Here is a 25,440-nt window from a genome sequence, read left to right as displayed (position 1 = left end):
GTCAGTCTTCGCCCGCGTCGGTCTCGCGCCGGTAGCCGTTCTGCCGGGGGCAGATGTGCCCGGCCGGGTCGAGCGGCTCGGCGCACAGCGGGCACGGCTTGCGGCCGGCGTTGACGACGCGGTCGGCCCGCTCGGCGAAGGCGCGGGCGGCGGCCGGGCTGAGGAAGACGCGGACGGCGTCCGGGCCCTCCTCGGTGTCGTCGAGCACGACGGTTTCGTCGACCTCGCCCTCGGTGATGGCGAGCAGTTCGATGACGACGGCGCTGCTGTCGGCGTCCCAGCCCAGGCCCATGGTGCCGACCCGGAACTCCTCCTCGACCGGCACGGTGAGGGGGTCGAGGTCGACCAGGTCCTCGGGGGCGTCGTCGGGGACGTCGGCACCGAACCGGCTGGCGACCTCCTCCAGCAGCGAGCTCAGGCGCTCCGCGAGGACGACGACCTGCTGCTTTTCGATGGTGACGCTGATCGTGCGCACGTCCTCCGACGCCTGGAGGTAGAACGTGCGATCGCCGGGCTCGCCGACGGTGCCGGCGACGAACCGATCCGGCTGGCGGAAGACGTGGATTACGCGAGACATAGCACTGACGACCCTAGGCCACCGGCGCATGATCGGCATCCGCCGCCCCACCGTTCGCGGGCCGCTAGCCTCGGGGGGTGTCTCGGATCTCCCCGTGCGGAACCTGGTCTTCGCCCATCACCGCCGCCGAAGTGGCCGCCGCCGGTGGCGGCCCGCAGTGGCTCGACGTCGTTGGCGGCGAGGTGTGGTGGGCTGAGGCGAGACCCGGCGAACAAGGCCGGGTCGCGCTGGTCCGGGCGGTGCCGGGCGGGACCGAGGACGTCCTGCCGGCCCCGTGGAACGTCCGCAACCGGCTGCACGAATACGGCGGCCGGCCGTGGGCGGTGGCCGACGGGTTCGTGGTGTTCACGCACTGGGCCGATCAGCGCGTGTACGCGCAGAGCGAAATCGGCGTGGTGGCGCTCACGCCGTCGCCGGCCGAGCCGCAGAGCGTCCGCTACGGCGATCTGCGGGCCGGGCGGCCGGGCGAGGTGTGGGCGGTCCGCGAGCGCAGCACGGGGCCGCGTCCCACCGACATCGAGCGTGACCTGGTGGCCATCGCGGTGGACGGCGGTGGCGAGCGGGTCCTGGCCGCGAGCCACCGGTTCCTGACCGTGCCGAAGCTGTCGCCGGATGGCCGGCACGCGGCCTGGTTCGGCTGGGACCACCCGCTGATGCCGTGGGACGGCACCGAGCTGTGCGTGGCGCCCGTCGGCGAGGACGGCTCGTTCGGGCCGCACCGGGTGCTGGCCGGTGGTGTGGACGTCGCGGTGTGCCAGGTCGAGTGGGAGACGCCGGCGACGCTGCTGGCGCTGCTGGACCCGGGCGGCTGGTGGAACCTGCACCGGGTCGGCCTGGACGGGTCGGTGGTCAACCTGGCGCCGGTCGAGCGGGAGCTGGGCGGGCCGCTGTGGAAGGCGGGGTCGCGCTGGTTCGCCCCGCTGGGCGGGGGCCGGCACGCGGTGCTCGCGTCGGGCCGGCTGGCGGTGCTCGACGAGGCGGACGGCTCGGTGACGCCGCTGGCCGAAGAACTGACCGCCTGGTCTTCGACGAGCTTCGCGGTGGCCGGCGACGACGTCGTGGGCGTGGCGGGCGGCCCGGCGCGAGAAGCCGCGGTCGTGCGGGTCTCCCCCGAAGGCGCGGTGACGGACCTGACGCCGCAGCCGGAGCTGCCCTCGGCGTTCCTGCCGGTGCCGCAGGAGCGGGTCTTCAGCACGCCGGACGGCGAGGCCGTGCCGGTGGTGCTGTACCCGCCGCGCAACCCGGAGTTCGCCGCTCCCGACGGCGAGCGGCCGCCGCTGCTGATCGACGTCCACGGCGGCCCGACCGGGCAGCACTTCGCCGAGCTGAACCTGGAGATCGCGTACTTCACCAGCCGCGGCATCGGCGTGGCGGCCGTGAACTACGGCGGGTCGACGGGGTTCGGCCGGGCCTACCGGGAGCGGCTGCGGGAGCAGTGGGGCGCGGTGGACGTCACCGACTGCGTGGCGGTGGCCGAGGCACTGGTGGCGGCCGGGCTGGCCGACGGCGACCGGATCGGGATCCGGGGCGGCAGCGCGGGCGGGTTCACCGCCGCGGCGTCGCTGACGACGACGAAGACCTACCGGGCGGGCACGGTGATGTACCCGGTGCTGGACCTGGCGGGGTGGACCGGTGACACGCACGACTTCGAGTCGCGGTACCTCGACGGGCTGGTCGGCCCGTTCCCCGAGGCGCGGCAGCGGTACGTCGACCGCTCGCCGCTGGCGAACGTCGGGAGCCTGGCCGGGGCGGTGCTGTTCCAGCAGGGGCTGGAGGACCGGATCTGCCCGCCGGAGCAGGCCGACCGGTTCGTGGCCGAGCTGGCCGGGCGTGGCATCCCGTACGCCTACCAGCGGTTCGCCGGTGAGCAGCACGGTTTCCGGCAGGCGGCGACGATCGTGGCGGCGCTGGAGGCGGAGTTGTCGTTCTACGGTCAGGTGTTCGGGTTCGAGACGCCGGGTGTGGCGCGGCTGGAGCTGTCCCGGTGAGGCCGCCGCGCTTGCGGGCCGGGGACACCCTCGCCCTGGTGGCCCCGGCCGGGCCGGTGCCGGCGGATCTGCTGGAGAAGGCGCTGCCGGTGTTGCGCGGCTGGGGCGTCGAGGTGCGGGTCGGGCCGTGCGTGCGGTCGTCGCCGGGCTCGCCGCCGTACCTGTCCGGTTCGGACGCGGAGCGGGCGGCGGAGTTCACCGAGGCGTGGCTGGATCCCGGGGTGCGGTGCGTGCTGGCGGCCCGGGGCGGCTACGGCGTGCAGCGGATGCTGGACCTGGTGGACTGGCCGGCGTTGCGGGCGGCGGGCCCGAAGGTACTGGCCGGGTCGTCGGACATCACGGCGCTGCACCGGGCGGTGGATGTCCACCTCGGACTGTCCACTTTGTTCTCGCCGATGCCGGCGAGCGTGCTGTTCGACGACTTCGCGGTCGAGCACCTGCGGCGGTCGCTGTTCGAGCCGGAGCTGAACCGCGTGGTCCGCGGCGGGTCGGCGCTGGTGCCGGGCCGCGCCTCGGGCGTGCTGACGGGCGGCAACCTGTCCCTGCTGGCGGCGGGGATCGGCACCCCGGAGCACGGCTCGGCGCGGGACGCGATCGTGTTGCTGGAGGACGTGACGGAGAGCGTGTACCGGCTGGACCGGATGCTGACGCAGCTGCTGCGCAGTGGCTGGTTCGCCGGGGTGCGCGGGATCGTGCTGGGTTCGTGGGCGGCGTGCGGGCCGGCGTCGGAGGTGCGTGCGTTGCTGGTGGAGCGGCTGGGGCCGTTGGGGGTGCCGACCGTGGAGGAGTTCGGGTTCGGGCACGTGGCCTCGTCGCCGACGTTGCCGCTGGGGGTGCCGGTGTCGCTGGACGCGGACTCGGGGACGTTGACGTTCGACGCCCCGGCGCTGACGTGAAGCTCTCGCCGTCGGAGGCCCGCGAGCGCTTCGCGGCGGCCCGGGTGGCGCGGCTGGCGACGGCGTCGGCTTCGGGCGTCCCGCACCTGGTGCCGGTGACGTTCGCGGTGCGGGGTGACGTGGTGGTGTTCGCGGTGGACCACAAGCCGAAGTCGTCGGTGGCGCTGCGGCGGCTGCGCAACATCGAGGCGAACCCGGCGGTGTGTTTCCTGGCGGACGGCTACGACGAGGATTGGTCGCGGCTGTGGTGGGTGCGGGCGGACGGGCTCGCACGGGTGCTGTCGCCGGGTGCCGAGCCGGTGTCGTGGCTGGTGGCGAAGTACGCGCAGTACGCGGAGCGGCCTCCGGAGCACGCGGTGGTGGTCACGGAGGTCCACTCGTGGAGCGGCTGGGCCGGCTCGGCCTAGCGTCGCCGGACATCACATTCCGGACCACCGAGGGGCGCACGATGCAAGATACCAAGGTCGACCTGTGCCGGTTGCTGGGCCACGTCGCGGCGGGCGGGTTCATCACCGTCGCCTTCGGGCTCGTCGGGGCGGGCGCCGCGCACGCCGGGCCGCGGATCGCCATCCCCGGCGACAGCGACGGCACGGCCGCGCCCGCGGGGATGATCCAGCCGGAACGGTTATCTCGGTGCCACCGCGAGCAAGTACCGGATCGGCGACATCGTCAGCGACACCCCGGCGAACCAGGCCAAGGAACGCCGGAACGCCGCCACGAGCGACCCGAAACCGATCGTCGGCCGCCCGATCGTCGGCGAGCACATCCTGGAGGTGCCGGAGCAGGACATGAGCAAGGTGCGCGGGCGAAGGAGCTGGACATCAACATCTGCGACACCGGCAACGAATGCGTGTTCAGCCGCGGAGGAACTTCTCCGGGCGGCGCCAGGCGTCGATGATGCCCAGCGGGTCCGGCCGCAGCAAGGACGCCGCCGCGTACAGGCTGGCCAGGACGACTCCGACGATGAACCACCAGTCGTACAGGGCCTGCTCGCCCGTCGGGTAGTACACCAGGGTCACGAACACCGAGACCGCCACCACCAGCGCCAGGTGCCGCGGCTGCCACTTGAACGCCGACAGGAGCACGAAACCCCAGGTCAGGTACCACGGCAGCGTCGGCGGCATGAGGATCGCCACCGCCAGGAGCGAGATCCCGGCCCGGTACACCGCCTCCGTGCCGCCGCCGCGGGCGAGCCACCACTGGCGGATGCCGAAGGCGATCAGGAGGAGCATGCCGGCCGCGCGGGCGACCGTCACGAACGGCGAGACCTGGACGTCGACGATCAGGTGAACCAGGTTGTAGAACACCTCGCCGATGCCCGTCGGGATGTTCAGCCAGTTCGCGATGAGCTGCGGGGCCTTCAACCCCGACCACCAGCCCAGGTTGAGCGAGCCCAGCGAGATCCACGTGCCCGCGACGAACACCGGCAGGAACAGGCCCACCGAGGCCGCGCCGGCGCGCAGGAAGTTGCGGACCTTCGACTCGCCCGTGAGGTGGTTGGCCCACATCCAGACGATGAACGGCAGCGCGATCGCCGCGGTGGGCTTGATCAGCATGCCGATCGTGACCAGGACGACGGCGAGCACGTGCTTGCGTTCCAGGGCGGCGAGGACTCCGATGGTGAGGAACGCGAGCATCATCAGGTCGTTGTGCGGGCCGCCGAAGAGGTGGATCACCATCATCGGGCTGGCCACCGCGAGCCACAGCGCGACCGGGAGCTTGCCGCCGAGGTGCTTGACCAGCCGCGGGAGCGCCCACAGCGTCCCGGCCAGGCCGGCCAGCAGCACGACGCGCATGAGGATGACGCCGAGGATCATGTTGTCGCCGGTGGTGGCGACCACGCCCTTGGAGATCAGCAGGAACAGCGGCCCGTACGGGGCCGGGGTGGTCTGCCACAGCGGGTGGACGTTCTGCACCACGTTCGGCAGCACGTCGAGCTCGGCCGGGCCGTTGGCGTACGGGTCGAGCCCGTAGAGCAGCTGGGCGCCCTGGCCGAGGTAGGAGAAGACGTCGCGGGTGAACAGCGGCGGCGACACCAGCAGCGGCGCCATCCAGCACCCCGCGGCCACCAGGATCGGCCGGCTGCCGATGCGGCCGGCCAGCACGTAGCGGCCGAGCCGGACCCACGCCCACACGACCATGCCGAAGCCGGTGTAGAGGACGGCGTTGGCGAGCATCCGGCCGTGGCCGTAGCGGACCCACGACAGCGGGCCGTGGCCGAGCACCGGGTCCTTGATCAGGATGCCGCCGGCGCCGAGGGCGGCGATCATCAGCAGAGTGCTGCCGACGGTGCCCATCGCGATCGTGCGGTAGGGGAATCGCGAGGGCACGCGGAGCCGCTCGGCCAGTCCGGTCGAGGGCGTCTGTGCGGGGTCGGTGGTGGTCGCCATTTCCGTTCGGAGATTACACAACGCGCTCGTGTGCGGTTCCCGCAGTGCCGGTTTCCGGCCGCCGCAGCCAGGACCGGCGCCGGGCGGAAGGTCGCGAATGACTCATTCGGGACGTGGGAGGTCTCGAATGAGTCATTCGCGGCACTGTGGGGGGCCGCCTGGTCAGGTTTCGACGGTGCGACGCTGGGCGGTGCCGCCGGGCAGGGCGGCCAGCAGGGACTTCGTGTACTCGTGCTGCGGGTCGAGCAGGACCTGCTCCACGGTGCCGGTTTCGACCAGCTCGCCGCGGTACATCACGGCGACGCGGTCGGCGATGTTCCAGGCCAGGCCCAGGTCGTGGGTGATCACCAGGGCAGCGAGGCCGAGTTCGCGCCGCAGCCGCAGCAGCAGCCCGAGGATTTCGCCGCGCACCGACGCGTCCAGCGAGGCGACCGGTTCGTCGGCCACCACCACCGCCGGTTCCAGCGCCAGGGCGCCGGCGATGACGACGCGCTGGCGCTGGCCGCCGGAGAGCTGGTGCGGGAGCCGGTCGACGTACTTCTCCGCCGGTCGCAGCTCCGCCGCCTCCAGCGCGCGGTGGACGACCGCGCGCTCGTCGCTCAGCCGGTGGACCCGCGGCCCTTCGGCGACGGCCTCGTACACCGTGTGGCTGGGGTTGAGCGCGCTCGTGGGGTCCTGCAGGACCAGCTGGACCTGACGGCGGTAGGCCTTCAGGCCCGCTCCCCCGGCCGGCACCGGGTTCCCGGCGTAGCGGACCACCCCGGAGTCGGGTTTCTGCAGGCCGAGCAGGGTCCGGGCGAGCGTCGTCTTGCCGGAGCCGGACTGGCCGACCAGGGCGACGATCTCGTCGCGGGCCACGGTGAGGTCGACGCCGGCGACGGCGTCGATCCGCTTGCCGGTGCGGTCGCGGAAGGACACGCGCAGGTTCTCCGCGGCCAGCAGCGGCTCGCCCGTCACCCGGTCGGCGGGTTCCGGCGGCAGCGGGGTGCTGGTGGCGGGGGCGAAGCGCGACACCGGGTCGCCGACGGTCGGGAACGCCGCGGCGAGCGCCCGCGTGTGGTCGTGCCGAGGTGAACTCATCACCTCGGCGCCGGGGCCTTCTTCGACGATCTGCCCGTCGTACATGACGGCGATGCGTTCGCAGGTGGCGGCGAGCACGGACAGGTCGTGGCTGATCATGATCAGCCCGATCCGCTGTTCGGCGACCAGCCGGGACAGCAGCGCGAGGACCTGGGCCTGGACGATGACGTCGAGGGCGGTGGTCGGCTCGTCGGCGATGATCAGCCGGGGCGAGCAGGCCAGCGCCATGGCGATCATGACGCGCTGCTTCTGCCCGCCGGACAGTTCGTGCGGGTAGGCGCCGGCCCGGCTCGGTGGCAGGTCGACCTGGGTGAGCAGCTCGGCGACGCGGGCGTCGACCTCGGTGTCGGTGAGGGTCGTGCCGGACGGCGGGTGCAGCCGGATCGGTTCGGCGATCTGCTCGCCGATCTTGCGGACCGGGTTGAGGGCGTGCATGGCGCCCTGGAACACCACCGAAGCCCCGGCCCAGCGGACCGCGCGCAGCCGTCCCCACTTCATGGTGGTGACGTCTTCGCCGTCGAGGAGGATCTCGCCGGTGATCTTCGCCGTGCGCGGCAGCAGGCGCAGCACGCTCATCGCGACGGTGGACTTGCCCGAGCCGGATTCGCCGGCGATGCCGAGGGTGCCGCCGGGGTCGAGGGTGAGGTCGACGCCGCGGACGGCGGGGACGTCGGTGTCCCCCACCGCGTAGGTGACGGTGAGGCCGGTGAGCTGCAGCAGCGGGGTGGTCACTTCTTCAACCTCGGGTTGAACACGGTCTCCAGGCCCCGGCCGACCAGGGTGAAGAAGAGGACGACGAGGACGATGGCGATGCCCGGCGGGAGCACGTTCCACCAGGCGCCGCGGCTGATGGCGCCGTTGTTGAGCGCGTTCTCCAGCACCAGGCCCCAGGTGATGGAGTTGGGGTCGCCGACGCCGAGGAACGACAGGGTCGCGTCGGCGATGACGGCGTTGCCGACGACCAGGGTCGTGTTGGCCAGCACCAGCGGCATCACACCGGGCAGCACGTGCCGGCCGATGATGTGCAGGTGGCCGCCGCCGAGGGCGTGGGCCCGCTCGATGTAGGGGCGGCTTTCGATGGTCAGCGTCTGGGCGCGGACCAGCCGGGCGGTGCTGGGCCAGGCGGTGAGGCCGATGGCGATGATGATCGTGCCGACGCCCTTGGGCAGCACCGCCGAGAGCGCGATGGCGAGGATCAGCGAGGGCAGGACCAGGAAGAAGTCGGTGAACCGCAGCAGGGTCGCCGACACCCAGCCGCCGAAGTGGGCGGCGGTGATGCCGATCAGGGTGCCGATGACCACCGACAGCAGGGCCGCGGAGAAGCCGACGAGCAGGGAGATCCGGGTGCCCCAGACGGTCATGAGCAGCACGGACCGGCCGAAGTTGTCGGTGCCGAGCCAGAAGTCGGCGTTCGGCGGGGACAGTGGCTGTCCGGTGGCCTTGGTGACGTCGAGGCCGGTCTCGTCGCTGATCAGCGGCAGCAGGAGCGCGACGACGACGGTGGCGCCGAGCAGGACGAGCCCGATGAGCGCGGCGCGCTGGGCGGCGAACTCGCGCCAGGTCCTGGTCAGTGACGCGCGACGGCGGTTCCAGGCGATCTGCCGGGGTGTCTCGGCGGTGGTCATGAGGTACGCACCCTCGGGTCGAGCACGCGGTAGAGCAGTTCCGCGAGCAGGTTCATCAGCACGACCGAGCCCGCCAGGACCGTGAACACGCCTTGCAGCACCGGCAGGTCGGGGCCGTGCAGGGCGTCGTAGGTGAGCTGGCCCAGGCCCGGCCAGCTGAAGACGGCTTCGACGGTGACCGCGCCGGCCAGCACCGAGCCGAACTGCATGAACACCAGCGTGGTGGTGGGCAGCAGGGCGTTGGGGACGGCGTGGCGGCGGCGGACGAGGTCGTCGCGCAGGCCCTTGGCGCGGGCGGTGGTGAGGTAGTCGGCGTTCATCTCCCCCAGGAGCGACGACCGCATGATCAGCATGTACTGGGCGTAGAACACCGCCAGCAGCGTCACGCACGGCAGCACCAGGTGGTGCAGGACGTCGAGGGTCTGGGAGAGGACGTCGGGGGCGGCGTCCGGGGAGTGCATGCCGCGGCTGGGGAACAGCCCGTTGGTCACCACGAGCAGCATCAGGCCGAGCCAGAACTGCGGGACCGACCACAGGGTCAGCGCGATGCCGGTCTGGGTGCGGTCGAAGAAGCTGTCGCGGCGCCAGGCGGCGCGGATGCCCAGCCAGAGCCCGAGGACGACGGCGAGCAGGGTGGCGCTGCCGACGAGCAGGATGGTCGGCCAGAGCCGTTCGCCGATCATGTCGGCGACCGGGCGGCCGTTGTTGAGCAGCCGGGACTCGCCGAGGTCACCGTGCAGCAGGTTCCAGAAGTAGTTCCCGAACTGGACGAGGACGGGCTTGTCGACGCCCATCTTCTCGCGCAGGTCGGCGATCTGCTGCGGGCTGGTGGGGTGGTCGCGGGTCATCGCCGCGACCGGGTCACCGGGCAGCATCCGGAAGAGGAAGAAGAACAGCACGATCACCAGCACGATGCTGATCAGGGCTTCGGCGATCTTCGTGAGCACGAACCGGGCCGTGCCGGTCCCGCCGCGGTGCTCGTCGGGGTCGACGAGCACCGCGGCCTGGTCGGGGGTGGTCATGTCTTACTCGCGGTCCTCTGCGGTCTTGCCGCGGCGGCTGAGCACGATGCCGCCGCCGACCAGGACGACCACGACGACCGCGCCGACGACGATCCACAACACGGTGTTACCGGAGCTGCTGCTCGCGGCGTCGGTGGTGCCGGCCGGGGTGGCGCCGTAGACGCCCCAGTAGCCGGTCTGCTCGAGGATGGCGCCCTTGGGCTGCGGCTGCGTGGTGAAGCCGGCGAACTTGTCGGAGCGGTAGGCCTCGAGCGCGTTCTGGTAGTCGAGCACGATCGTCGGGAACTGACTGTAGAGCCGGGCCTGGGCCTGCTTGACGTACTCGGCGCGCTTGACGTCGTCGGTTTCGGTGAGCTGCTTCTTGTAGAGCTCGTCGTAGGCGGCGTCGCAGAAGAAGGTGTCGGTGCTGCCGCCCTTGCCGTCGGGGGCGGGTCGCGCGCTGCAGGTGTGCAGCGAGAGGGCGTAGTCCGGGTCGGGGTTGGTGCCGTAGCCGCCGATGGCCAGGTCGTACTTGCCGGCCTGGGTGCGATCGGACAGTTCGTCGTCGGAGACGAGGTCCTGCTTGACGGTGATGCCGATGTCCTTGAGCCAGCCGGTGACGTACTGGGCGACGCCCTGGTCGTAGCTGCGGTTGGCGTGGCCGGTCAGGCGCAGTTCCAGCTTGGCGCCGCCGGGGGCGGTGCGGACGCCGTCGGGCCCCTTCGGGTAGCCGGCCTGGTCGAGGGTCGTGTTGGCGGCGGCGAGGTCGAACTTGACCTTCTCGGCGGCGCTGGGGTCCCAGTGGTAGTCGGCGTAGATGGCGGGTACGACGCCGCCGCCGACCTGGCCGAGCCCGTTGAGGACCTTGTCGACGATGGCCTGGGTGTCCACCGCCTGGGTGATGGCCTTGCGGACGTTGAGGTCCTTGAGGACCGGGTTGCCGTCCCCGATGGGGTTGTTGGCGTTGTCGGTGACGCCGAAATTGATCGACAGCTCGTCGTAGCGGCGCCCGGGCGCGGCGTTGGTGGTGATGCCCTGCTGGCCCTGCAGCGCGGCGAACTGGTTGGGGTTGAGCCGGTTGATGACGTCGACTTCGCCCTGCTTGAGCGCGTTGACCGCGGCTTCGGTGTCCTTGAACACCAGCAGTTGCAGTTCGTCGACCTTGGGGGCGCCGCGCCAGTAGTCCTTGTTGGCCTTGAACTTGACGTACTCGTTCGGCTTGTACTCGGTGAGCTGGTAGGGGCCGTCGGAGACACCGGCGACGGCGAGGGTGTCGGTCGAGGGGTCCTTGAGGTCCTTGATCGGTTCCCAGATGTGCTGGGGCACGATCGGCACGTCGAGCAGGTTCATGTTGACCTGGACGGCCTTGGTCTTGATGACGAGCGTGGTGTCGTCGGGCGCGGTGACCGTCTCGAAGTTGGCCACGTAGTTGCCGTTGGCGGTGCGGGCGTTCTCGTCGGTGAGCATCCGGTTGAAGGTGAAGGCCGCGTCCTTGGCGGTCACCGGCTGCCCGTCGCTCCACTTGACGCCGCTGCGGATCTTGAAGGTCCAGGTCAGCTTGTCCGGGGACGGGGTCCACGACTCGGCGAGCGCGGGCGAGGCTTCGGCCTTCTCCGCGTTCGGGATGGTCAGGAACTCGAAGGTGAACCGGCCGATCTGCGTGGACGCCGAGAGCGCCGCGGTGAACGGGTTGAGGTGGTCGATGCCGGTGGTGAGCGCGACCCGCAGCACCTTGGCCTGCTGGGCCTGAGCGGGGACGGCGAGCGGGATCGCTGCCAGCGTGGCGGCCGCGACGACCGCGCCCACCCGGGCGAAACGCCCGGCTCTGTGTTGGAACTGCACCGAAAACCACCCCATCGTTCGCTTGTGAGCCTCCCCAAGGACGAGAAGTAACCACATATCGGGACAACCGCGCAATATGTTGCCGCCCCGGCAGGTGCCCGATCGTTATCGACCCCCCGGTCGTCACGCTGAGTGACATTCGGCGATGTGGGTGATTCGCGTCCGGGGCCCGGGCGCGCTGGTTAGAGTGCCCGGCATGCGCATCCTGATCTCGGCGGACATGGAGGGCGCCACCGGCGTCACCTGGACCGACGACGTCGTGCCCGGGTCGCCGCAGTGGGACCGCTTCCGGCGGCTGTTCACCGGCGACGTCAACGCCGCGCTGGCCGGGCTGTACGAGGCCGGGGCGAGTGACGTGCTGGTCAACGAAGCCCATTCCTCGCAACGGAACCTGCTGCTGGAGGACCTGGACCCGCGGGCGCGGATGCTCACCGGGCGGCACAAGCCGCTGTCGATGATGCAGGGCATCGATTCCGGTGTGGACGGTGTGGTGTTCCTCGGCTACCACGCCGGCGCGGGCTTCGACGGGGTGCTTTCCCACACCTACCTGGAGAACCAGATCACCGGGGTGTGGCTGGACGACGTCCCGGCGAGCGAGGGCCGGCTGAACGCGGGCGTGGCCGCGGAGTACGGCGTCCCTGTCCTGCTCGTTTCGGGTGACGACAAAACGTGCGACGACGCCCGTGATTACGCTCCGGAGGCGGAGCTGGTCCAGGTGAAGGAGTGCGTGAGCCGGTACGCGGCGATCTGCCTGCCGCCGGCGCGCACCGCGGAGCTGCTGACCGGTGCGGCGGCCGACGCCATGGCCCGCGCGGGCCGGGAAGAGCGGCGGACCGGCCCGCACCGGATCGAGGTGGAGTTCGACGCGAGCCACCTGGCGCAGGCGACGGCGGTGATCCCGACGGTGGAGCAGATCGGCACCCGGCGGGTCGGGTTCGACGCGCCGGCCATGACCGAGGCGATGAAGTGCTTCAAGGTCGTCACGGCGATCGCGGCGGGGGCGGTGCAGGGCATCTATGGCTGACCGGGCCGACGCTGTCGAGCTGTGCGCGGACCTGATCCGGTTCGACACGACCAACCGCGGCAACAACGACGCCGAGCCCGAGCGGCCGGCGGCGGAGTACGTGGCCGCGTTCCTGGACGGCCTGGGCATCCCCTCGCGGATCCTGGAGGCCGCGCCGGGCCGGGCGAGCGTGATCGCGCGGGTGCCGGGCACCGATCCGGCGCTGCCGGCGCTGCTGGTGCAGGGGCACCTGGACGTCGTCCCGGCGGACGCGGCGGACTGGTCGGTGCCGCCGTTCGCCGGCGAGGTGCGCGACGGGTACCTGTGGGGCCGCGGCGCGACCGACATGAAGGACTTCGTCGCGATGGTCCTGGCCGCGCTGGCCGGCGGGGCGCGGCCGCGGCGCGAGCTGGTGCTGGCGTTCGTCGCCGACGAGGAGGACCGCGGCGAGTGGGGCGCGCACTGGCTGGTCGCCCGCCATCCCGAGCTGTTCGAGGGCTGTGCGGCGGCGATCAGCGAGTCGGGCGGCTACACCTACCACGTGCCCGCGGCCGACGGCCGGGACGTGCACCTGTACCCGGTCGGGACGGCCGAGCGCGGGACGGCGCACCTCCGGCTGACCGCCCGGGGCCGGGCCGGCCACGGTTCGCGCCCGAACGACGAGAACGCCGTCACCCGGTTGGTGGGGGCGTTGCACCGGATCGCGGCGCACGAGTGGCCGGTGTCGCTGACCCCGGCGGTGCGGGCGTTCCTGGAGCGGACCGGCGCGGCGCTGGGCGTCCCGGTGGACCTGTCCACTCCGGAGGGTGTGGACGCGGCGGTGGCCGCGTTGGGGCCGGCCGGCTCGCTGGTGGTGCCGACGGTCCGCAACAGCACGACCCCGACGATGCTGGACGCGGGGTACAAGGTGAACGTGATCCCCTCGACGGCGACCGCGCAGGTCGACGTCCGGGTGCTGCCCGGGACCGAGGAGGCGTTGTTCGCCGCGCTGGACGACCTGCTCGGCGCGGGTGTGACGCGGGAGTTCGTGGCGCACCAGCCGCCGGTCCAGGCGCCGGTGGACTCGCCGTGGTTCACCGCGATGGCGGCTGCGTTGCAGGCGGAGGATCCCGAGGCGGTGGTGGTGCCGTACTGCCTGGGCGGCGGGACGGACGCGAAGGCGTTCGCGCAGCTGGGGATCGACTGCTACGGCTTCGCGCCGCTGTGGCTGCCCAAGGGGTTCCCGTACCGGGCGATGGCGCACGGGGTGGACGAGCGGGTGCCGGTGGCGGGCCTGCACTTCGGCACCCGCGTCCTGGCCCGGTTCCTCGAGAACTGCTAGAGGGCCCGGCCGAGCAGCGCCAGCAGGCTGTCCCAATGCCGTTCGAGGGCGGCGGGGTCGAAGGAGTCGGTGTCGGACATGGTGAAGCCGTGGACGGTTCCGGGGTAGATTTCGGAGGTGTACTCGAGTCCCGCGGCGTCCAGCGTCTTGTTGAGCTCGTCGAGACCCTCGGGCGTCAGGTCGGTTCCGGCGTGGCCGAAGTGGACCCGGGCGGTGATCCGGCGCAGGTTGTCGGGCCCGGCGGCGCCCACCGGGGCGTGGAATCCGGCGAGGGCGGCCACCCGGCCGGGGTGGGCCGCGGCGGTGTGCGTCGCGAGGAGGCCACCGATGCAGTAGCCGGTCGTCGCGACCGGGCCGGGGGCGACCTCGGGCCGGGCGGTGAGGAACTCCAGGAAGGCGTCGGCGTCACGCAGGATCCGGTCGGTGGTGTGCGCCTCGATCATGGGCATCAGCCGGGCGAAGACCGCGGGCCGGGCTTCGGCGCCGATGTACTCGGGCAGGTCGATCACCGGTGTCGGGCCGTGCCGGTAGAAGGGGTTGGGGACGAGCACGTAATACCCGTGGCCGGCCAGTTCTTGCGCCATCTCGCGCAGGACGGGCCGGATGCCGAAGCCGTCCGGGTACATCAGCACGCCGGGGTGGCGTTCGCCGTCGCCGGGGTACGCGGCGAAGGCGTCGGCCTGGCCGTCGGCGGTGGGGATCTGCAGTGACTGGGTGGGCATGATCACCGAGCCTAGGTCACTCGTTCAGGGCACGACGACGAGTTTTCCGGCCGCGCGGTCGTCTTCCATGTAGCGGTGGGCGGCGGCGATGTCCTCCAGTGGGAAGACCCGGTCGATGTGCGGCCGGTACGTGCCGGCTTCGACTTCGGTGACGATCCGCTGCAGCAGGGCGGTGCTGCCGGTGAGGGTGCCGCTGTGGAAGGCCGTCAGCTTGGTGCCGGACGGGATCTTCGCGATCGGCTCGAAGTCCGGGACGAGCCAGCCGCTGAGCGAGCCGGCCACGCACACCGTGCCGCCGCGGCGGACCAGGCGCAGCGAGTCCACCGCCGTGCGGGCGCCGACGAGGTCGAGCACCCAGTCCGGGCCTTCGGGCCACAGCGCCGGCAGGCCGGTCAGCGGGCCGCCGTCGTCGATGAGGACGTGCCCGGTCAGCGCGCCGGCCTTGTCCGGGCGGCGGGTGGTGGCGGCGACCTCCAGGCCGTGTCCGGCCGCGATCGCGGCGGCGGCCAGGCCGACCGAGGAGGTGCCGCCGCGGATGAGCAGCCGTCCGGTGCTGTCCGGGCCGATGCCGAGCGCGTCGAGGGCGCCCTGGGCGGTCAGGTAGGTCTCGGGCAGCGCCGCGAGGACGTCCCAGGGCAGGGTGGTGGTGACCGGCATCAGCAGCGGGTTGGGCAGCAGGGCGTATTCGGCGTAGCCGCCGTCGAAGGCGCGGCCCATCTCCCCCATCATCGCCGCGACCGTGGTGCCTTCGGGCAGCCGCGGGTCGGTCGAGGCGGCGACGGTACCGACGCATTCGATGCCGAGCACGCGGGGGAAGACGACGTCCGGGGAGTGTCCCTGCCGGGTCCGCAGCTCCGACCGATTGAGGCCGGTGCCCATGACCCGCACCAGGCTCCAGCCCTCCCGCACCGCCGGGACGGGCAGCTCCCGCACTTCCAGGACCTCCGGGCCGCCGGCCCGGACACAAACCGCCGCTCGCATCGTGTTCATGGATCCGACTTTCACCCGCGGGGCCGGTGGCCGACCACCGGTAGAATGCCAAGCTGTGCCCATCGCCCGCCAAGTCGTCCCGGAGTCGCGGATCTGGCCCTCGGGCGGGGCGCACCGGTGGCCGCCGGGCGGCACCAGCGCGGCGGACGTCCACGACCGGGGGCACCTGGTGTACGCGGCCCGGGGTGTGCTGTCGGTGCACACCGAGCGGGGGACGTCGATCGTGCCGGCCAACCGGGTGGCCTGGACGCCGGCGGGGTTCGTCCACCGGCACCGCGCGCACGGCCACACCGACATGCGGATCGTGTTTCTGCCGGCGTCGCTGGCCCGGCTCGTCCCGCAGCGGCCGGTGGTGTTCACGGCGTCGGGTCTGGCCCGCGAGGTGCTGCTCGCGTTGACCGGCCCGCGCGAGTACGACCGGGCGGCGAGTGCCCGGCTGCGCCGGGTCCTGGTCGACGAGCTGCGCGAAGCACCGGAGCAGCCGCTGCACCTGCCCGAGCCGCGCGACGACCGGTTGCGGGCGATCGCGCGGCGGCTGTACGACGAGCCGGGGGACGCCACGCCGCTGGCGGAGCTCGGGCAGCGGATCGGGGCGAGCGCCCGCACGCTGAGCCGGTTGTTCCGCGACGAGCTCGGGATGACGTTCTACGAGTGGCGCACCCAGGTGCGGATCGGCCACGCGCTGATCCTGCTGGCCGACGGCCACGACACGGCCGCCACCGCGCGGGCGTGCGGGTGGGCGAACCCGAGCCACTTCATCGCGGCGTTCACGGCCGTGGTGGGGACCACGCCCGGGCGGCACCGGAATGGCGCCGGCCAGGCCGCGCGGTAGGCCGGCCGGCGGCTGAAGGGCGTGGGCGCGGCCCGCGGCGGAGAAGCCGAGCGGGCCGGGTCGGTGGCGTTGGCGGGCAGCGCCGGGCTAGCGGGTGAAGGTGGCCCAGTAGCGGGTGCCTTCGCGGATGGTGTCCAGGCTGACCAGCCGGACGCCGTCCTGGGCGATGGATTCGATCTCCGTCCGGCTGAACGGCCACGGCGGGCCTTCCCACGTTTCGGCGTCCGTGCTCTCCTCGGCGACCTCGCTGACCAGGAGCGTGCCGCCCGGGGCGAGGAAGCCGGCCAGGGACGTCACCGCGGCGGGCCGGAAGTCGCGGGGCATGGCCTGGATGTTGATGATCTCCACGACCAGGTCGAACGCGCGGCGCCACTCCCCCGGCGGGTGCAGCAGGTCGGCCACGACGTAGTCCGCTCGAGACTCCGGGAAGCGGGCGCGGGCGGCGTCGACCGCGGCCGGGGCGACGTCGAAGGCGGTGACGGCCCAGCCGGCCGCGGACAGCAGCTCGGCGTCGTCGCCGAGGGCACTGCCCACCACCAGGGCGCGGCGGCCCTCGCCGGGGCGGACCCAGGCGGCCAGGTCGGCGTTCGGGGTGCCGCGGGTCCACGGGACCTCGGCCTCGCCGCGGGCGGCGGCGGTGTAGAGCCGGTCGAACCAGGCGGTCGGGCTGCCCTCGGCGAGGGAGGCGCGGGCGAGTACGCGGTCGGCGGGTTCCGGCGTCGTCATGGTCGTGACCCTAGCGACGACGCCGGAACCCGCGAGAGGAGTTTTACGGCGCGACCGGCCCGGGGATCGCGTACAGCTTCTCCCCGGCCCAGTGGACGACGTCCCGGACCGGCGCGGCCGGCGGTGCGGGCCGGAAGTTGGCGGCGTCGTCGATGCTGCCGGTGCCGTCGTAGACCGCGCGTTGCGGGTAGGCGAACACCGGCCGGGTCCGGGTCACCGTGCCGGCGGCGTCGCGGCCGGTCGCGGTGACCACCGTCGGCGTCGTGCCCCGCTCGACCCAGGCGACCAGCTGCTTGAGCGGGTCGAATTCGGTGAGCGTGGTGCCGCCGCCGCAGTGGTAGAGCGACGGGACCATGAACAGCCGCGCCCAGTCCTGCGGATGGCCGTGGGTGAGCCGCTGGTAGTAGTCGAGGGTGCCGGCGGGCGGGATGGCTTCGTCGTTCCAGCCGTGCCAGAGCAGCAGCTTGCCGCCGCGCCGCTGGAACGCCGAAAGGTCGAGGCTCATGGCGTCGTAGCGGACGCCGACCGGGGTGAGCCGGTCGAATTCGCGCCGGGTGAAGGCGAAGGTGTCGACGGTCGACGCCGGTGCGCCGATCGGGTAGCCGAGGTAGCGCAGGTAGTTGTCGGCGAGGTTGCGGGCGAAGGAGAAACCGCCGGTCTCGGGGGTGGCGATGATCCACCCGGCCCACGACAGCTCGGACCCGGGCAGCTGGCCGCCGGGGTAGAGCAGCGTGCCGCGCTCGTCGACGGGCGGCGAGTACAGCTTGCGGACGACCCGGACCTGGGCCGGGGTGAGGCAGGACGGCGTGTCGGCGCCGGCGCAGGTCAGCGCGGCCGGGTCGAAGCGGCAGGCACGCGGGTCGTCGAGCTGGCCGTCGGCGAGCCCGTCGAGGCGGTCGCAGACGGCCAGGACGGCGTTGTGCAGGGCGGACAGCTTGGCGGCGGTGAGGATCGGGCTGCCGTCGGCGGCGCTGTTCACCCGGGCGAGCCAGGTCTGGTACACCCCGAGCAGCGGGCCCCAGAGGTTCGCGGGCGCGCCGGCGTCGATCCCGTCGAAGTCGGCCGGGTAGCGCTGGGCGAGCAGGAGGCCTTCGCGGCCGCCGTCGGAGCAGCCGCTGAAATAGGACTTGCGCGGCGGGGCGCCGTAGAAGGCCTGGATGATCGCCTTCGAGGCGCGGGAGACGACGTGGGGTGCGCGGAACTCGAAGTCGTTGCGCGCGGCCTGGTCGTTCGCGCCCCAGCGGCCGTCGTCGACGATGGCGGGGGTGGTGCCGACGTGGCCGTCGTCGGTGGCCGCGACCGCGACGTCGCCGCCATGCGGCAGGCCGCAGTCGGCGAAGGCGGGCGGGTTGACCACACCGCAGAAGCCGCCGCAGCCGTACTGCAGGTAGCGCCCGGCGTAGGTCTTGGTGGGCAGGCGCAGCTCGAACCGGACGGCGGGTTCGACGTAGCCCTGCACGCCGCAGTATTCGGGGTCGGTCGCGGTGGCCGCGACGACGGCCGCCGAGGTGACGTGGGTGGGTGCGCCCGGGAGGGCGAAGCCGTGGACCAGGCCGGCGCAGGAGGTCACCGGCCGGACGGTCGATCCGGTCGCCGCGGTGGCGGTGGCCGGGGTGAATGTGGTGGTGGCGAGCGCCAAGGTGGCGATCGCGGTGAAGATCCGGAACGTTCTCATCGGGCCCCCGTTTTCCGCGTTGTCTGATTCCGGTCAGGTTTGGCGAGCGGTCTTGACATCGATGTCACCCGCGCGTTTCCCTTCGTTGGCGCCGCCGGTCCCCGCCTGCGCGGCGCTGCTGAATCCGCCCTCCGAGCTTGGAGCAACGATGCCCCGAAGCGCCAGACCGCCGGTCGCTTTCCTGGTGACCGCCGCCGTGGTCGCCGCCGGCCTGGTCGCCCTCCCCGCGGCCTCGTCCGCCGCCGAAGACGCCCTCCCCGCCGATTTTTCTTCCTCCTTCGAGCCCGGTGACGTCCAGCCGACGTGGACCGACACCGTCGACACCGACGCGGCGGGCAAGCCGCGCGCGTCCGGGATCAACGGCGCGAACGGCACCGCGATCCCCGGTGACATCCGCGGCAAGGTGACCGAAACCAGCGCCACCAGCGAGAACACTGGCGGCGGCGAGGTCGTCGCCAACCTCGTCGACGGCACCACCGACACCAAGTGGCTGTCCTGGGACCCGACGGCCTCGGCGCAGATCACGCTGTCGGAGCCGACGTCGATCACGCACTACGCGATCTCCTCGGCCAACGACTTCGCCGAGCGCGACCCCAAGGACTGGACCCTCCAGGGCTCCGACGACGCCGGCTCGTGGACCGACCTGGACAAGCAGGCCGATCAGGCCTTCACCGAACGGTTCCAGCAGAAGGACTACAAGCTGGCCGCGCCGACCCCGGCGTACAAGTACTTCCGGCTGGCCATCACCCGCAACAACGGCGGCCCGATCCTGCAGCTGTCGGAGCTGCTGCTGGCCAACGACGAGCCGGCCCCGCCGCCGCTGCCGAACATGCGCACCTTCACCGACGCGGGCCCGACCAGCGGCTACACGAACAAGAACCGGGTCGGCTTCACCGGGCTCAAGGCGTTCCGCTACTCCGGCAGCCAGACCGAGGCCCACGGCTTCTCCTACAACAAGGTCTTCGACGTCGACGTCCCCGTCGTGCCCTCGACCGAGCTGTCCTACAAGGTGCAGCCGCAGTTCATCACCGGCGACCTGAAGTACCAGAGCACGAACGTGGCGATCGACCTGGTCTTCACCGACGGCACCCGCCTGCGCGACCTGGGCGCCACCGACCAGTACGGCTTCCCGCTGACACCGGAAGGCCAGGGCCGGAGCAAGGTCCTCTACACCAATCAGTGGAACCTGGTCCGTTCGGCGATCGGCACGGTGGCCAAGGGCAAGACGATCGACCGGATCCTGGTCGGCTTCGACAACCCCGACGGTCCCGGCTCGCTGCAGGGCTGGCTCGACGACGTGAAGATCTCGGCGATGCCGACCCCGCCGGCCAGCACCCGCCCGAGTGACAACGTGCTCACCACGCGCGGCACGATGGCCAACGGCAGCTTCTCCCGCGGCAACAACTTCCCCGCCACGGCGGTGCCGCACGGGTTCAACTTCTGGACTCCGGTCACCGACGCCAACGCCGACAACGGCGACGTCCGGTGGATGTACAACTACCACAGCCAGAACAACGAGCAGAACCTGCCGGAACTGCAGGCCTTCGCCGTCAGCCACGAGCCGAGCCCGTGGATGGGCGACCGGCAGACCTTCCAGGTGATGCCGTCCGCGGCCACCGGCGTCCCGGACGCCAACCGCGACGCACGGGCACTGCCGTTCAAGCACGACAACGAAACGGCGCGCGCGCACTACTACGGCGTGCAGTTCGAGAACGGGATCAAGACCGAGATCGCCCCCACCGACCACGCGGCGGTGTTCCGGTTCTCCTTCCCGGGCAGCGACTCCAGCCTGATCTTCGACAACTACAAGAACCAGGGCGGGCTGACCCTCGACACCGCGAACGGCACGCTGTCGGGCTACACCGACGTCAAGAGCGGCCTGTCGGCCGGGGCGGGCCGGATGTTCGTCTACGCCACCTTCGACAAGCCGGTCACCGCGGGCGGGAAGATCACCGGCCAGGGCCGCGACAACGTCACCGGGTACCTGCGGTTCGCCGCCGGGGCCGACAAGACGGTGACCATGCGGATCGCGACGTCGCTGATCAGCGTGGACCAGGCGAAGAAGAACCTGGCGCAGGAGATCGCCCCGGCCGCGACCTTCGACTCCGTCCGCGACGCCGCGCAGCGGCTGTGGGACGACCAGCTGAAGGTGATCGAGGTCGAGGGCGCGTCGAAGGACCAGCTCACGACGCTGTACTCGAACCTGTACCGGCTGTTCCTCTACCCGAACTCCGCGTTCGAGAACACCGGCACGACGGAGAAGCCGGTCTACCAGTACGCGAGCTTCGTCTCCCCGAAGGCAGGCGCGGACACCCCGACGCAGACCGGCGCGAAGATCGTCGACGGCCAGACGTACGTCAACAACGGGTTCTGGGACACCTACCGCACGACCTGGCCGGCGTACTCGCTGCTCACGCCGGAGATGGCCGGGAAGATGGTCGACGGGTTCGTGCAGCAGTACCGCGACGGCGGCTGGATCTCGCGGTGGTCCTCGCCGGGCTACGCCGACCTGATGACCGGCACCAGCTCGGACGTCGCGTTCGCCGACGCCTACCTCAAGGGCGTCCGCAACTTCGACGTCAAGGCGTCCTACGACGCGGCGCTGAAGAACGCGACGGTGACCCCGCCGAACAACGCGGTCGGCCGCAAGGGCATCGACGAGGGCATCTTCCTCGGCTACTCGCCCAACACCGCCGACCACGGGTTCTCGTGGTCGATCGAGGGCTACGTCAACGACTACGGCATCGCGAACCTGTCGAAGAAGCTCTACGACGAAGCCCCGGCGAGCGACCCGCGCAAGCAGGAGTACCTGGCCAACTACGAGTACTTCAGCAGCCGCGCGCAGCAGTACGTGAACCTGTTCGACCCGAGCGTCGGGTTCTTCCAGGGCCGCGACGCGCAGGGCAAGTTCAGCCGCTCGCCGCAGGACTACGACCCGCGGGTGTGGGGCATCGACTACACCGAGACCAACGGCTGGGGCATGGCGTTCTCCGTGCCGCAGGACGGTCAGGGCCTGGCGAACCTCTACGGCGGCAAGGCGGGCCTGGCGAAGAAGCTGGACGCGTTCTTCGCCGACCAGGAGACCGCGAACTTCCCGGGCTCCTACGGTGGGGTGATCCACGAGATGCGGGAGGCCCGCGACGTGCGGATGGGCCAGCTCGGCCACTCCAACCAGGCCTCGCACCACACGCTCTACATGTACGACTACGCGGGCCAGCCGGCCAAGACGCAGGCGAAGGTCCGCGAGGCGCTCTCGCGGCTCTACACCGGCAGCGAGATCGGCCAGGGCTACGCGGGTGACGAGGACAACGGCGAGCAGTCGGCGTGGTGGACGTTCAGCGCGCTGGGCTTCTACCCGCTGCAGATGGGCAGCCCGGACTACGCGATCGGGTCGCCGCTGTTCAAGAAGGCGACGATCCACCTGGCCGGCGGCAAGGACCTGGTGATCAACGCGCCGAAGAACAGCGCGAAGAACGTCTACGTCCAGGGTGTGAAGGTCAACGGCAAGGCGTACTCCTCGACGTCGCTGCCGCACGACCTGATCGCCCGCGGCGGGAAGATCGACTTCGACATGGGCCCGAACCCGTCGTCGTGGGGCGCCGGCCCGAACGACGCGCCGAAGTCGATCACCACGGGCGACCCCGCGCCGGCGCCGCTGCACGACGAGACCGGCCCCGGCAAGGGGACGCTGTCCACTTCGGACGGTTCGAACGCGGCTGCGCTGGTGGACAACACCTCGCGGACGCAGGCGGCGGTCACCGGTGCGGTGCAGTACCAGCTGAACTCGACCGACGAGGCCGTCACGAACTACACGCTGACGTCCCAGACCGGTGCGGGTGACCCGAAGAGCTGGGTGCTGAAGGGTTCCTACGACGGCAAGACGTGGGCGGTGGCCGACCGGCAGGAGAACCAGGCGTTCAGCTGGCGCCAGCAGACCCGCGCGTTCAAGGTGGCGAACCCCGCGCACTACGCCCACTACCGGCTCGAGGTGACCGCGACCAGCACCGGCGCCCCGGCGCAGCTGGCCGAGTTCGAGCTGCTGGGCAAGCCGGACGCGGCGTGCACGAAGACGATCACGGGTGCCTCGTCGGGCCCGCTGTCGGTTTCGAGCGGGACGGTGTGCCTGGAGAACGCGACGGTGTCGGGTCCGGTCACGGTGAGCGGCGGCGCTTCGCTGATCGTCCGCGGCGGCCAGGTCAAGGGCCCGCTGGCGGCGACGGGGGCGGCTCAGGTGGTGCTGAACCGCACGAAGGTGGCCGGTCCGGTGGCGATCACCGGGGCCGCCGGGACGGTGTCGATCGAGCTGACCGACATCGGCGGCCCGGTGGCGCTGACGGGCAACCACGGGCCGGTGCTGACGTCGAGCACGGTCGGCGGCCCCCTGGCGTGCGCGGTGAACAACCCGGCGCCGACGGACCACGACCTGCCGAACGTGGTACGCGGCCCGGTGGCCGGGCAGTGCACGAAGATGTAGCTCAGCAGTAGGTGCGTGAAGGCCATCCCGGGTGATCGGGGTGGCCTTCACGCGTTTCCGGCGCCACTGGTGCCGCGAATGACTCATTCGGGACCTCCGGCGTCGCGAATGAGTCATTCGCGACGTTCAGGGGCGGGGGCGTCGGTGTAGCGGGCGGCGATCGCCATCGCCCGGGCGTGCAGGGCGGCGCGGAGGGCCGGCGGTTCCAGGGCTTCGGCGTCCGCGCCCAGCTGCCACAGCGCCCACTCCGCGTGCCAGGCGTCCTGATAGGTCGCCTCGAACCGCAGCCAGCCGTCGCCGGCGGGTTCCTCCGCGCGGACCGCCACCGCGGTGCCCAGCAGGTCCTCCCGGCGGGCCGGGCGGACCCGGACCAGCGTCGTGAGGTGCCCGTCGGCCAGGAAGGCGGCGCAGCGTTGCCGCCACACGCGGTCCAGGTCGACCTCGCCCGGCCGCTCGGCCGGTTCGGCCAGCGACTCGGCGGCCCGGATCCGCGACAGCCGGTACGTCCGGTCCGCGCCCGCCCGCGTCGCCAGCAGGTAGCCGCGGTCGCGGACGGTGACCAGCCCGATCGGGTCCACCGTCCGCCACCGCGGTTCCTGGCCCGTGGCCGCGTAGTGCACGCGCAGCCGTCGTCCAACGAGGACCGCGCGGCGGACTTCGAGCATCGCCGGGTGGTCGACCTCCTCGGCGACCGGACGGCGGGAGAGCAGGTCGGTCTCGGGTTCGACGAGGAACCGCTCGGCCGTGGCCACCTGGGCCGGGGGCAGCGCGTCGGCCACCTTCCGCAGCGCCGAGGCCAGCGCCGGGCCGAGGCCGAACGCCCGCCCGGTGGTCAGCAGGGCCAGGGCTTCGTCGTGGTTGAGCCCGGTGAGTTCGGTCCGGAAGCCCGGCAGCAGCGCGAACCCGCCGTGGCGGCCGCGTTCGGCGTACACCGGGACACCCGCCGCGGACAGCGCGTCGATGTCACGCAGCACCGTGCGCGTGGACACCTCGAGCTCGCGGGCCAGCACGTCCGCGGTCAGCCGGCCGCGTTGCCGCAGCAACAGCACCAGCGAGACCAGGCGATCGGCACGCACCCGGAGAACCGTAGCGAATACCCGACACAGGATGTCGTGATTGCCCGGAAAGCTCCACGCCGTACTCGCGACGAACGGAGCTGAAGTGGCACTGGAACGAACGGCGGTCAACCCGGTGACCTGGTCCCTGGATCTGGGTTTCAACCAGGGGGAGGTCGTCTCGGGGCAGACCCGCACCCTCTACTGCTCGGGGCAGACGGCGATGGACGCCGAGGGCAAGCCCCGGCACGAGGGGGACATCGCCGCCCAGCTCGCACTGAGCCTGGACAACCTCGAGGCGGTGCTCGCCGAGGCCGGCATGTCCCTGGCGCACCTGGTCCGGCTCACCGTCTACACCACCGACGTCGACGGGCTGTTTCCGCACTACGGCGTGCTGGCGGCGCGGCTCGGCGCCGCCGGGGTGGCTCCGGCCACCACGATGCTGGGGGTGAGCCGGCTGGCCGTCCCGGGCCAGCTGGTCGAGCTGGAGGGCACCGCCGTCGCCTGATCCGGACACTGCTGCCCGCGCCGGCGCGGGCAGCAGTGTCCAGCACGCTGCGCCGTTCGGCGGCGGTTACGGTGGGCGCATGTCCGACGCCGTGTTCTTCTCCTCCTTCGAAACCGGTGACCCGCAGCCGGTGGACCCCGGCTTGCACGTCGGCGGCGGCCCGGACCGCTCCCCCACGGCCAAGACCGGCGTCGGTTACACCGGCCTGCAGGCCCTGCGCTACGGCGACCGGCCGCGGGCCGTCCTGTTCGAACTCGACGCGCCCGTCACCGGGCGCACCGAGCTGTCCTATGTGGTCTTCCCGGTGGCCGACGGCGAGATCCCCGCCTACCACGCGACCCGGGTCAGCCTCGACGTCGAATTCGCCGACGGCACCACCGCCGGCTTCGACCCGGTGGACGACAAGACGCTGTGGGTCGACCAGTGGAACCTCGTCCGCCGCCCGCTGGGGGCCTTCGCCGGGCGCCGGATCGCCCGGATCGTGCTGCGCACCGACGCCCCAGCGGAGATCACCGGCTGGCTCGACGACGTCCGGATCGCCGAGCGCCCCGAGCCGCCGCGCGACGCGATCGACTGCGTCCGCACGACCCGCGGCACGCACTCCAGCGGCGACTTCTCCCGCGGCAACAACTTCCCGGCCACGGCGGTGCCGCACGGGTTCAACTTCTGGACCGCGGCGGTATGCGGAGGTCGACCGCAAGTTGGGTCCGATCGACTGGGTGCGCCGGGAGGGCG

19 protein-coding genes and 1 pseudogene are annotated in these 25,440 nt (G+C 72.0%); 9 read left to right on the top strand and 11 right to left on the bottom strand.

The window, feature by feature from the left end:
• Position 1 precedes the first annotated feature (1 nt).
• The gene (locus ACWDN5_RS31735) at positions 2 to 577 is read right to left on the bottom strand and encodes a DUF3090 domain-containing protein (protein ID WP_091311892.1); all 576 of its coding nucleotides are present in this window, start codon (positions 575 to 577) and stop codon (positions 2 to 4) included.
• Between the two features lie 77 nt (positions 578 to 654).
• Between ACWDN5_RS31735 and ACWDN5_RS31730 the strand changes: the two genes are divergently transcribed.
• From ACWDN5_RS31730 to ACWDN5_RS31720, 3 genes are read left to right on the top strand one after another with little or no spacing between them, the layout of a single operon-like run.
• On the top strand, positions 655 to 2,565 hold the full coding sequence (locus tag ACWDN5_RS31730) for a prolyl oligopeptidase family serine peptidase (RefSeq protein WP_449678861.1): 1,911 nt from the start codon (positions 655 to 657) through the stop codon (positions 2,563 to 2,565).
• On the top strand, positions 2,562 to 3,461 hold the full coding sequence (locus tag ACWDN5_RS31725) for a S66 peptidase family protein (protein ID WP_449678860.1): 900 nt from the start codon (positions 2,562 to 2,564) through the stop codon (positions 3,459 to 3,461). Before ACWDN5_RS31730 ends, ACWDN5_RS31725 begins: the two co-directional genes overlap by 4 nt.
• Positions 3,458 to 3,868 (top strand): TIGR03668 family PPOX class F420-dependent oxidoreductase, encoded by a 411-nt coding sequence (locus tag ACWDN5_RS31720; RefSeq protein WP_449678859.1) that lies wholly within the window; start codon positions 3,458 to 3,460, stop codon positions 3,866 to 3,868. Before ACWDN5_RS31725 ends, ACWDN5_RS31720 begins: the two co-directional genes overlap by 4 nt.
• A gap of 447 nt (positions 3,869 to 4,315) precedes the next feature.
• On the opposite strand, the gene mptB is transcribed toward ACWDN5_RS31720, so the two are convergent.
• The 5 genes from mptB to ACWDN5_RS31695 all read right to left on the bottom strand — a co-directional run bounded on the left by mptB (position 4,316) and on the right by ACWDN5_RS31695 (position 11,414).
• Entirely contained in the window at positions 4,316 to 5,851 is a 1,536-nt protein-coding gene (gene mptB, locus ACWDN5_RS31715) for a polyprenol phosphomannose-dependent alpha 1,6 mannosyltransferase MptB (protein WP_449678858.1), read from the bottom strand.
• Between the two features lie 162 nt (positions 5,852 to 6,013).
• Complete coding sequence (gene nikE / locus ACWDN5_RS31710) at positions 6,014 to 7,663, bottom strand: nickel ABC transporter ATP-binding protein NikE (RefSeq protein WP_449678857.1); 1,650 nt, start codon at positions 7,661 to 7,663, stop codon at positions 6,014 to 6,016.
• Entirely contained in the window at positions 7,660 to 8,556 is an 897-nt protein-coding gene (locus ACWDN5_RS31705; protein ID WP_310972713.1) for an ABC transporter permease, read from the bottom strand. The genes nikE and ACWDN5_RS31705 overlap by 4 nt, the downstream gene beginning before the upstream one ends.
• On the bottom strand, positions 8,553 to 9,578 hold the full coding sequence (locus ACWDN5_RS31700) for an ABC transporter permease (protein ID WP_310972714.1): 1,026 nt from the start codon (positions 9,576 to 9,578) through the stop codon (positions 8,553 to 8,555). The genes ACWDN5_RS31705 and ACWDN5_RS31700 overlap by 4 nt, the downstream gene beginning before the upstream one ends.
• Before the next feature lie 3 nt (positions 9,579 to 9,581).
• Positions 9,582 to 11,414, bottom strand: coding sequence for an ABC transporter substrate-binding protein (locus tag ACWDN5_RS31695; RefSeq protein ID WP_449678856.1), 1,833 nt, complete (start codon positions 11,412 to 11,414; stop codon positions 9,582 to 9,584).
• A gap of 181 nt (positions 11,415 to 11,595) precedes the next feature.
• Between ACWDN5_RS31695 and ACWDN5_RS31690 the strand changes: the two genes are divergently transcribed.
• Together ACWDN5_RS31690 and ACWDN5_RS31685 are read left to right on the top strand one after the other, a co-directional pair.
• A complete protein-coding gene (locus tag ACWDN5_RS31690) occupies positions 11,596 to 12,423 on the top strand; it encodes a M55 family metallopeptidase (protein ID WP_449678855.1) in 828 nt (275 codons plus the stop codon).
• Positions 12,416 to 13,723: a M20/M25/M40 family metallo-hydrolase gene (locus ACWDN5_RS31685; RefSeq protein WP_310972717.1), complete on the top strand. Its 1,308-nt coding sequence runs from the start codon at positions 12,416 to 12,418 to the stop codon at positions 13,721 to 13,723. The genes ACWDN5_RS31690 and ACWDN5_RS31685 overlap by 8 nt, the downstream gene beginning before the upstream one ends.
• Here ACWDN5_RS31685 and ACWDN5_RS31680 read toward each other — a convergent pair.
• Both ACWDN5_RS31680 and ACWDN5_RS31675 read right to left on the bottom strand, forming a co-directional pair.
• Positions 13,720 to 14,445 (bottom strand): dienelactone hydrolase family protein, encoded by a 726-nt coding sequence (locus tag ACWDN5_RS31680; protein WP_449678854.1) that lies wholly within the window; start codon positions 14,443 to 14,445, stop codon positions 13,720 to 13,722. The two genes, ACWDN5_RS31685 and ACWDN5_RS31680, sit on opposite strands and share 4 nt — an antisense overlap.
• Positions 14,446 to 14,469: 24 nt before the next feature.
• Positions 14,470 to 15,435, bottom strand: coding sequence for a zinc-binding dehydrogenase (locus ACWDN5_RS31675; protein ID WP_449678853.1), 966 nt, complete (start codon positions 15,433 to 15,435; stop codon positions 14,470 to 14,472).
• Positions 15,436 to 15,490: 55 nt separating this feature from the next.
• On the opposite strand from ACWDN5_RS31675, the gene ACWDN5_RS31670 reads away from it, so the two are divergent.
• Entirely contained in the window at positions 15,491 to 16,267 is a 777-nt protein-coding gene (locus tag ACWDN5_RS31670) for a helix-turn-helix domain-containing protein (protein ID WP_449678852.1), read from the top strand.
• Between the two features lie 87 nt (positions 16,268 to 16,354).
• On the opposite strand, the gene ACWDN5_RS31665 is transcribed toward ACWDN5_RS31670, so the two are convergent.
• Both ACWDN5_RS31665 and ACWDN5_RS31660 read right to left on the bottom strand, forming a co-directional pair.
• Complete coding sequence (locus ACWDN5_RS31665; RefSeq protein ID WP_449678851.1) at positions 16,355 to 16,993, bottom strand: class I SAM-dependent methyltransferase; 639 nt, start codon at positions 16,991 to 16,993, stop codon at positions 16,355 to 16,357.
• Between the two features lie 43 nt (positions 16,994 to 17,036).
• Positions 17,037 to 18,668, bottom strand: coding sequence for a tannase/feruloyl esterase family alpha/beta hydrolase (locus ACWDN5_RS31660; RefSeq protein ID WP_449678850.1), 1,632 nt, complete (start codon positions 18,666 to 18,668; stop codon positions 17,037 to 17,039).
• Positions 18,669 to 18,816: 148 nt separating this feature from the next.
• On the opposite strand from ACWDN5_RS31660, the gene ACWDN5_RS31655 reads away from it, so the two are divergent.
• Positions 18,817 to 23,142 (top strand): GH92 family glycosyl hydrolase, encoded by a 4,326-nt coding sequence (locus ACWDN5_RS31655; RefSeq protein WP_449678849.1) that lies wholly within the window; start codon positions 18,817 to 18,819, stop codon positions 23,140 to 23,142.
• Positions 23,143 to 23,255: 113 nt separating this feature from the next.
• Here ACWDN5_RS31655 and ACWDN5_RS31650 read toward each other — a convergent pair whose 3' ends face one another.
• Positions 23,256 to 24,218: a helix-turn-helix transcriptional regulator gene (locus ACWDN5_RS31650; RefSeq protein WP_449678848.1), complete on the bottom strand. Its 963-nt coding sequence runs from the start codon at positions 24,216 to 24,218 to the stop codon at positions 23,256 to 23,258.
• Between the two features lie 91 nt (positions 24,219 to 24,309).
• On the opposite strand from ACWDN5_RS31650, the gene ACWDN5_RS31645 reads away from it, so the two are divergent.
• Positions 24,310 to 24,705, top strand: coding sequence for a RidA family protein (locus tag ACWDN5_RS31645; protein ID WP_310973204.1), 396 nt, complete (start codon positions 24,310 to 24,312; stop codon positions 24,703 to 24,705).
• A gap of 79 nt (positions 24,706 to 24,784) precedes the next feature.
• Positions 24,785 to 25,440, top strand: a pseudogene (locus ACWDN5_RS31640) (GH92 family glycosyl hydrolase); the annotation flags it as partial.

This window comes from Amycolatopsis sp. NPDC003731 (genome assembly GCF_053586895.1).
This window is presented reverse-complemented; position numbering and strand designations above follow the sequence as displayed.

Excerpts from the sequence above, each read along its gene's own strand:
- ACWDN5_RS31735 (WP_091311892.1), bottom strand. The coding sequence starts at position 577 with ATGTCTCGCGTAATCCACGTCTTCCGCCAGCCGGATCGGTTCGTCGCC.
- mptB (WP_449678858.1), bottom strand. The coding sequence starts at position 5,851 with ATGGCGACCACCACCGACCCCGCACAGACGCCCTCGACCGGACTGGCC.
- ACWDN5_RS31705 (WP_310972713.1), bottom strand. The coding sequence starts at position 8,556 with ATGACCACCGCCGAGACACCCCGGCAGATCGCCTGGAACCGCCGTCGC.
- ACWDN5_RS31700 (WP_310972714.1), bottom strand. The coding sequence starts at position 9,578 with ATGACCACCCCCGACCAGGCCGCGGTGCTCGTCGACCCCGACGAGCAC.
- ACWDN5_RS31695 (WP_449678856.1), bottom strand. The coding sequence starts at position 11,414 with ATGGGGTGGTTTTCGGTGCAGTTCCAACACAGAGCCGGGCGTTTCGCC.
- ACWDN5_RS31690 (WP_449678855.1), top strand. The coding sequence starts at position 11,596 with ATGCGCATCCTGATCTCGGCGGACATGGAGGGCGCCACCGGCGTCACC.
- ACWDN5_RS31685 (WP_310972717.1), top strand. The coding sequence starts at position 12,416 with ATGGCTGACCGGGCCGACGCTGTCGAGCTGTGCGCGGACCTGATCCGG.
- ACWDN5_RS31680 (WP_449678854.1), bottom strand. The coding sequence starts at position 14,445 with ATGCCCACCCAGTCACTGCAGATCCCCACCGCCGACGGCCAGGCCGAC.
- ACWDN5_RS31675 (WP_449678853.1), bottom strand. The coding sequence starts at position 15,435 with ATGAACACGATGCGAGCGGCGGTTTGTGTCCGGGCCGGCGGCCCGGAG.
- ACWDN5_RS31665 (WP_449678851.1), bottom strand. The coding sequence starts at position 16,993 with ATGACGACGCCGGAACCCGCCGACCGCGTACTCGCCCGCGCCTCCCTC.
- ACWDN5_RS31660 (WP_449678850.1), bottom strand. The coding sequence starts at position 18,668 with ATGAGAACGTTCCGGATCTTCACCGCGATCGCCACCTTGGCGCTCGCC.
- ACWDN5_RS31655 (WP_449678849.1), top strand. The coding sequence starts at position 18,817 with ATGCCCCGAAGCGCCAGACCGCCGGTCGCTTTCCTGGTGACCGCCGCC.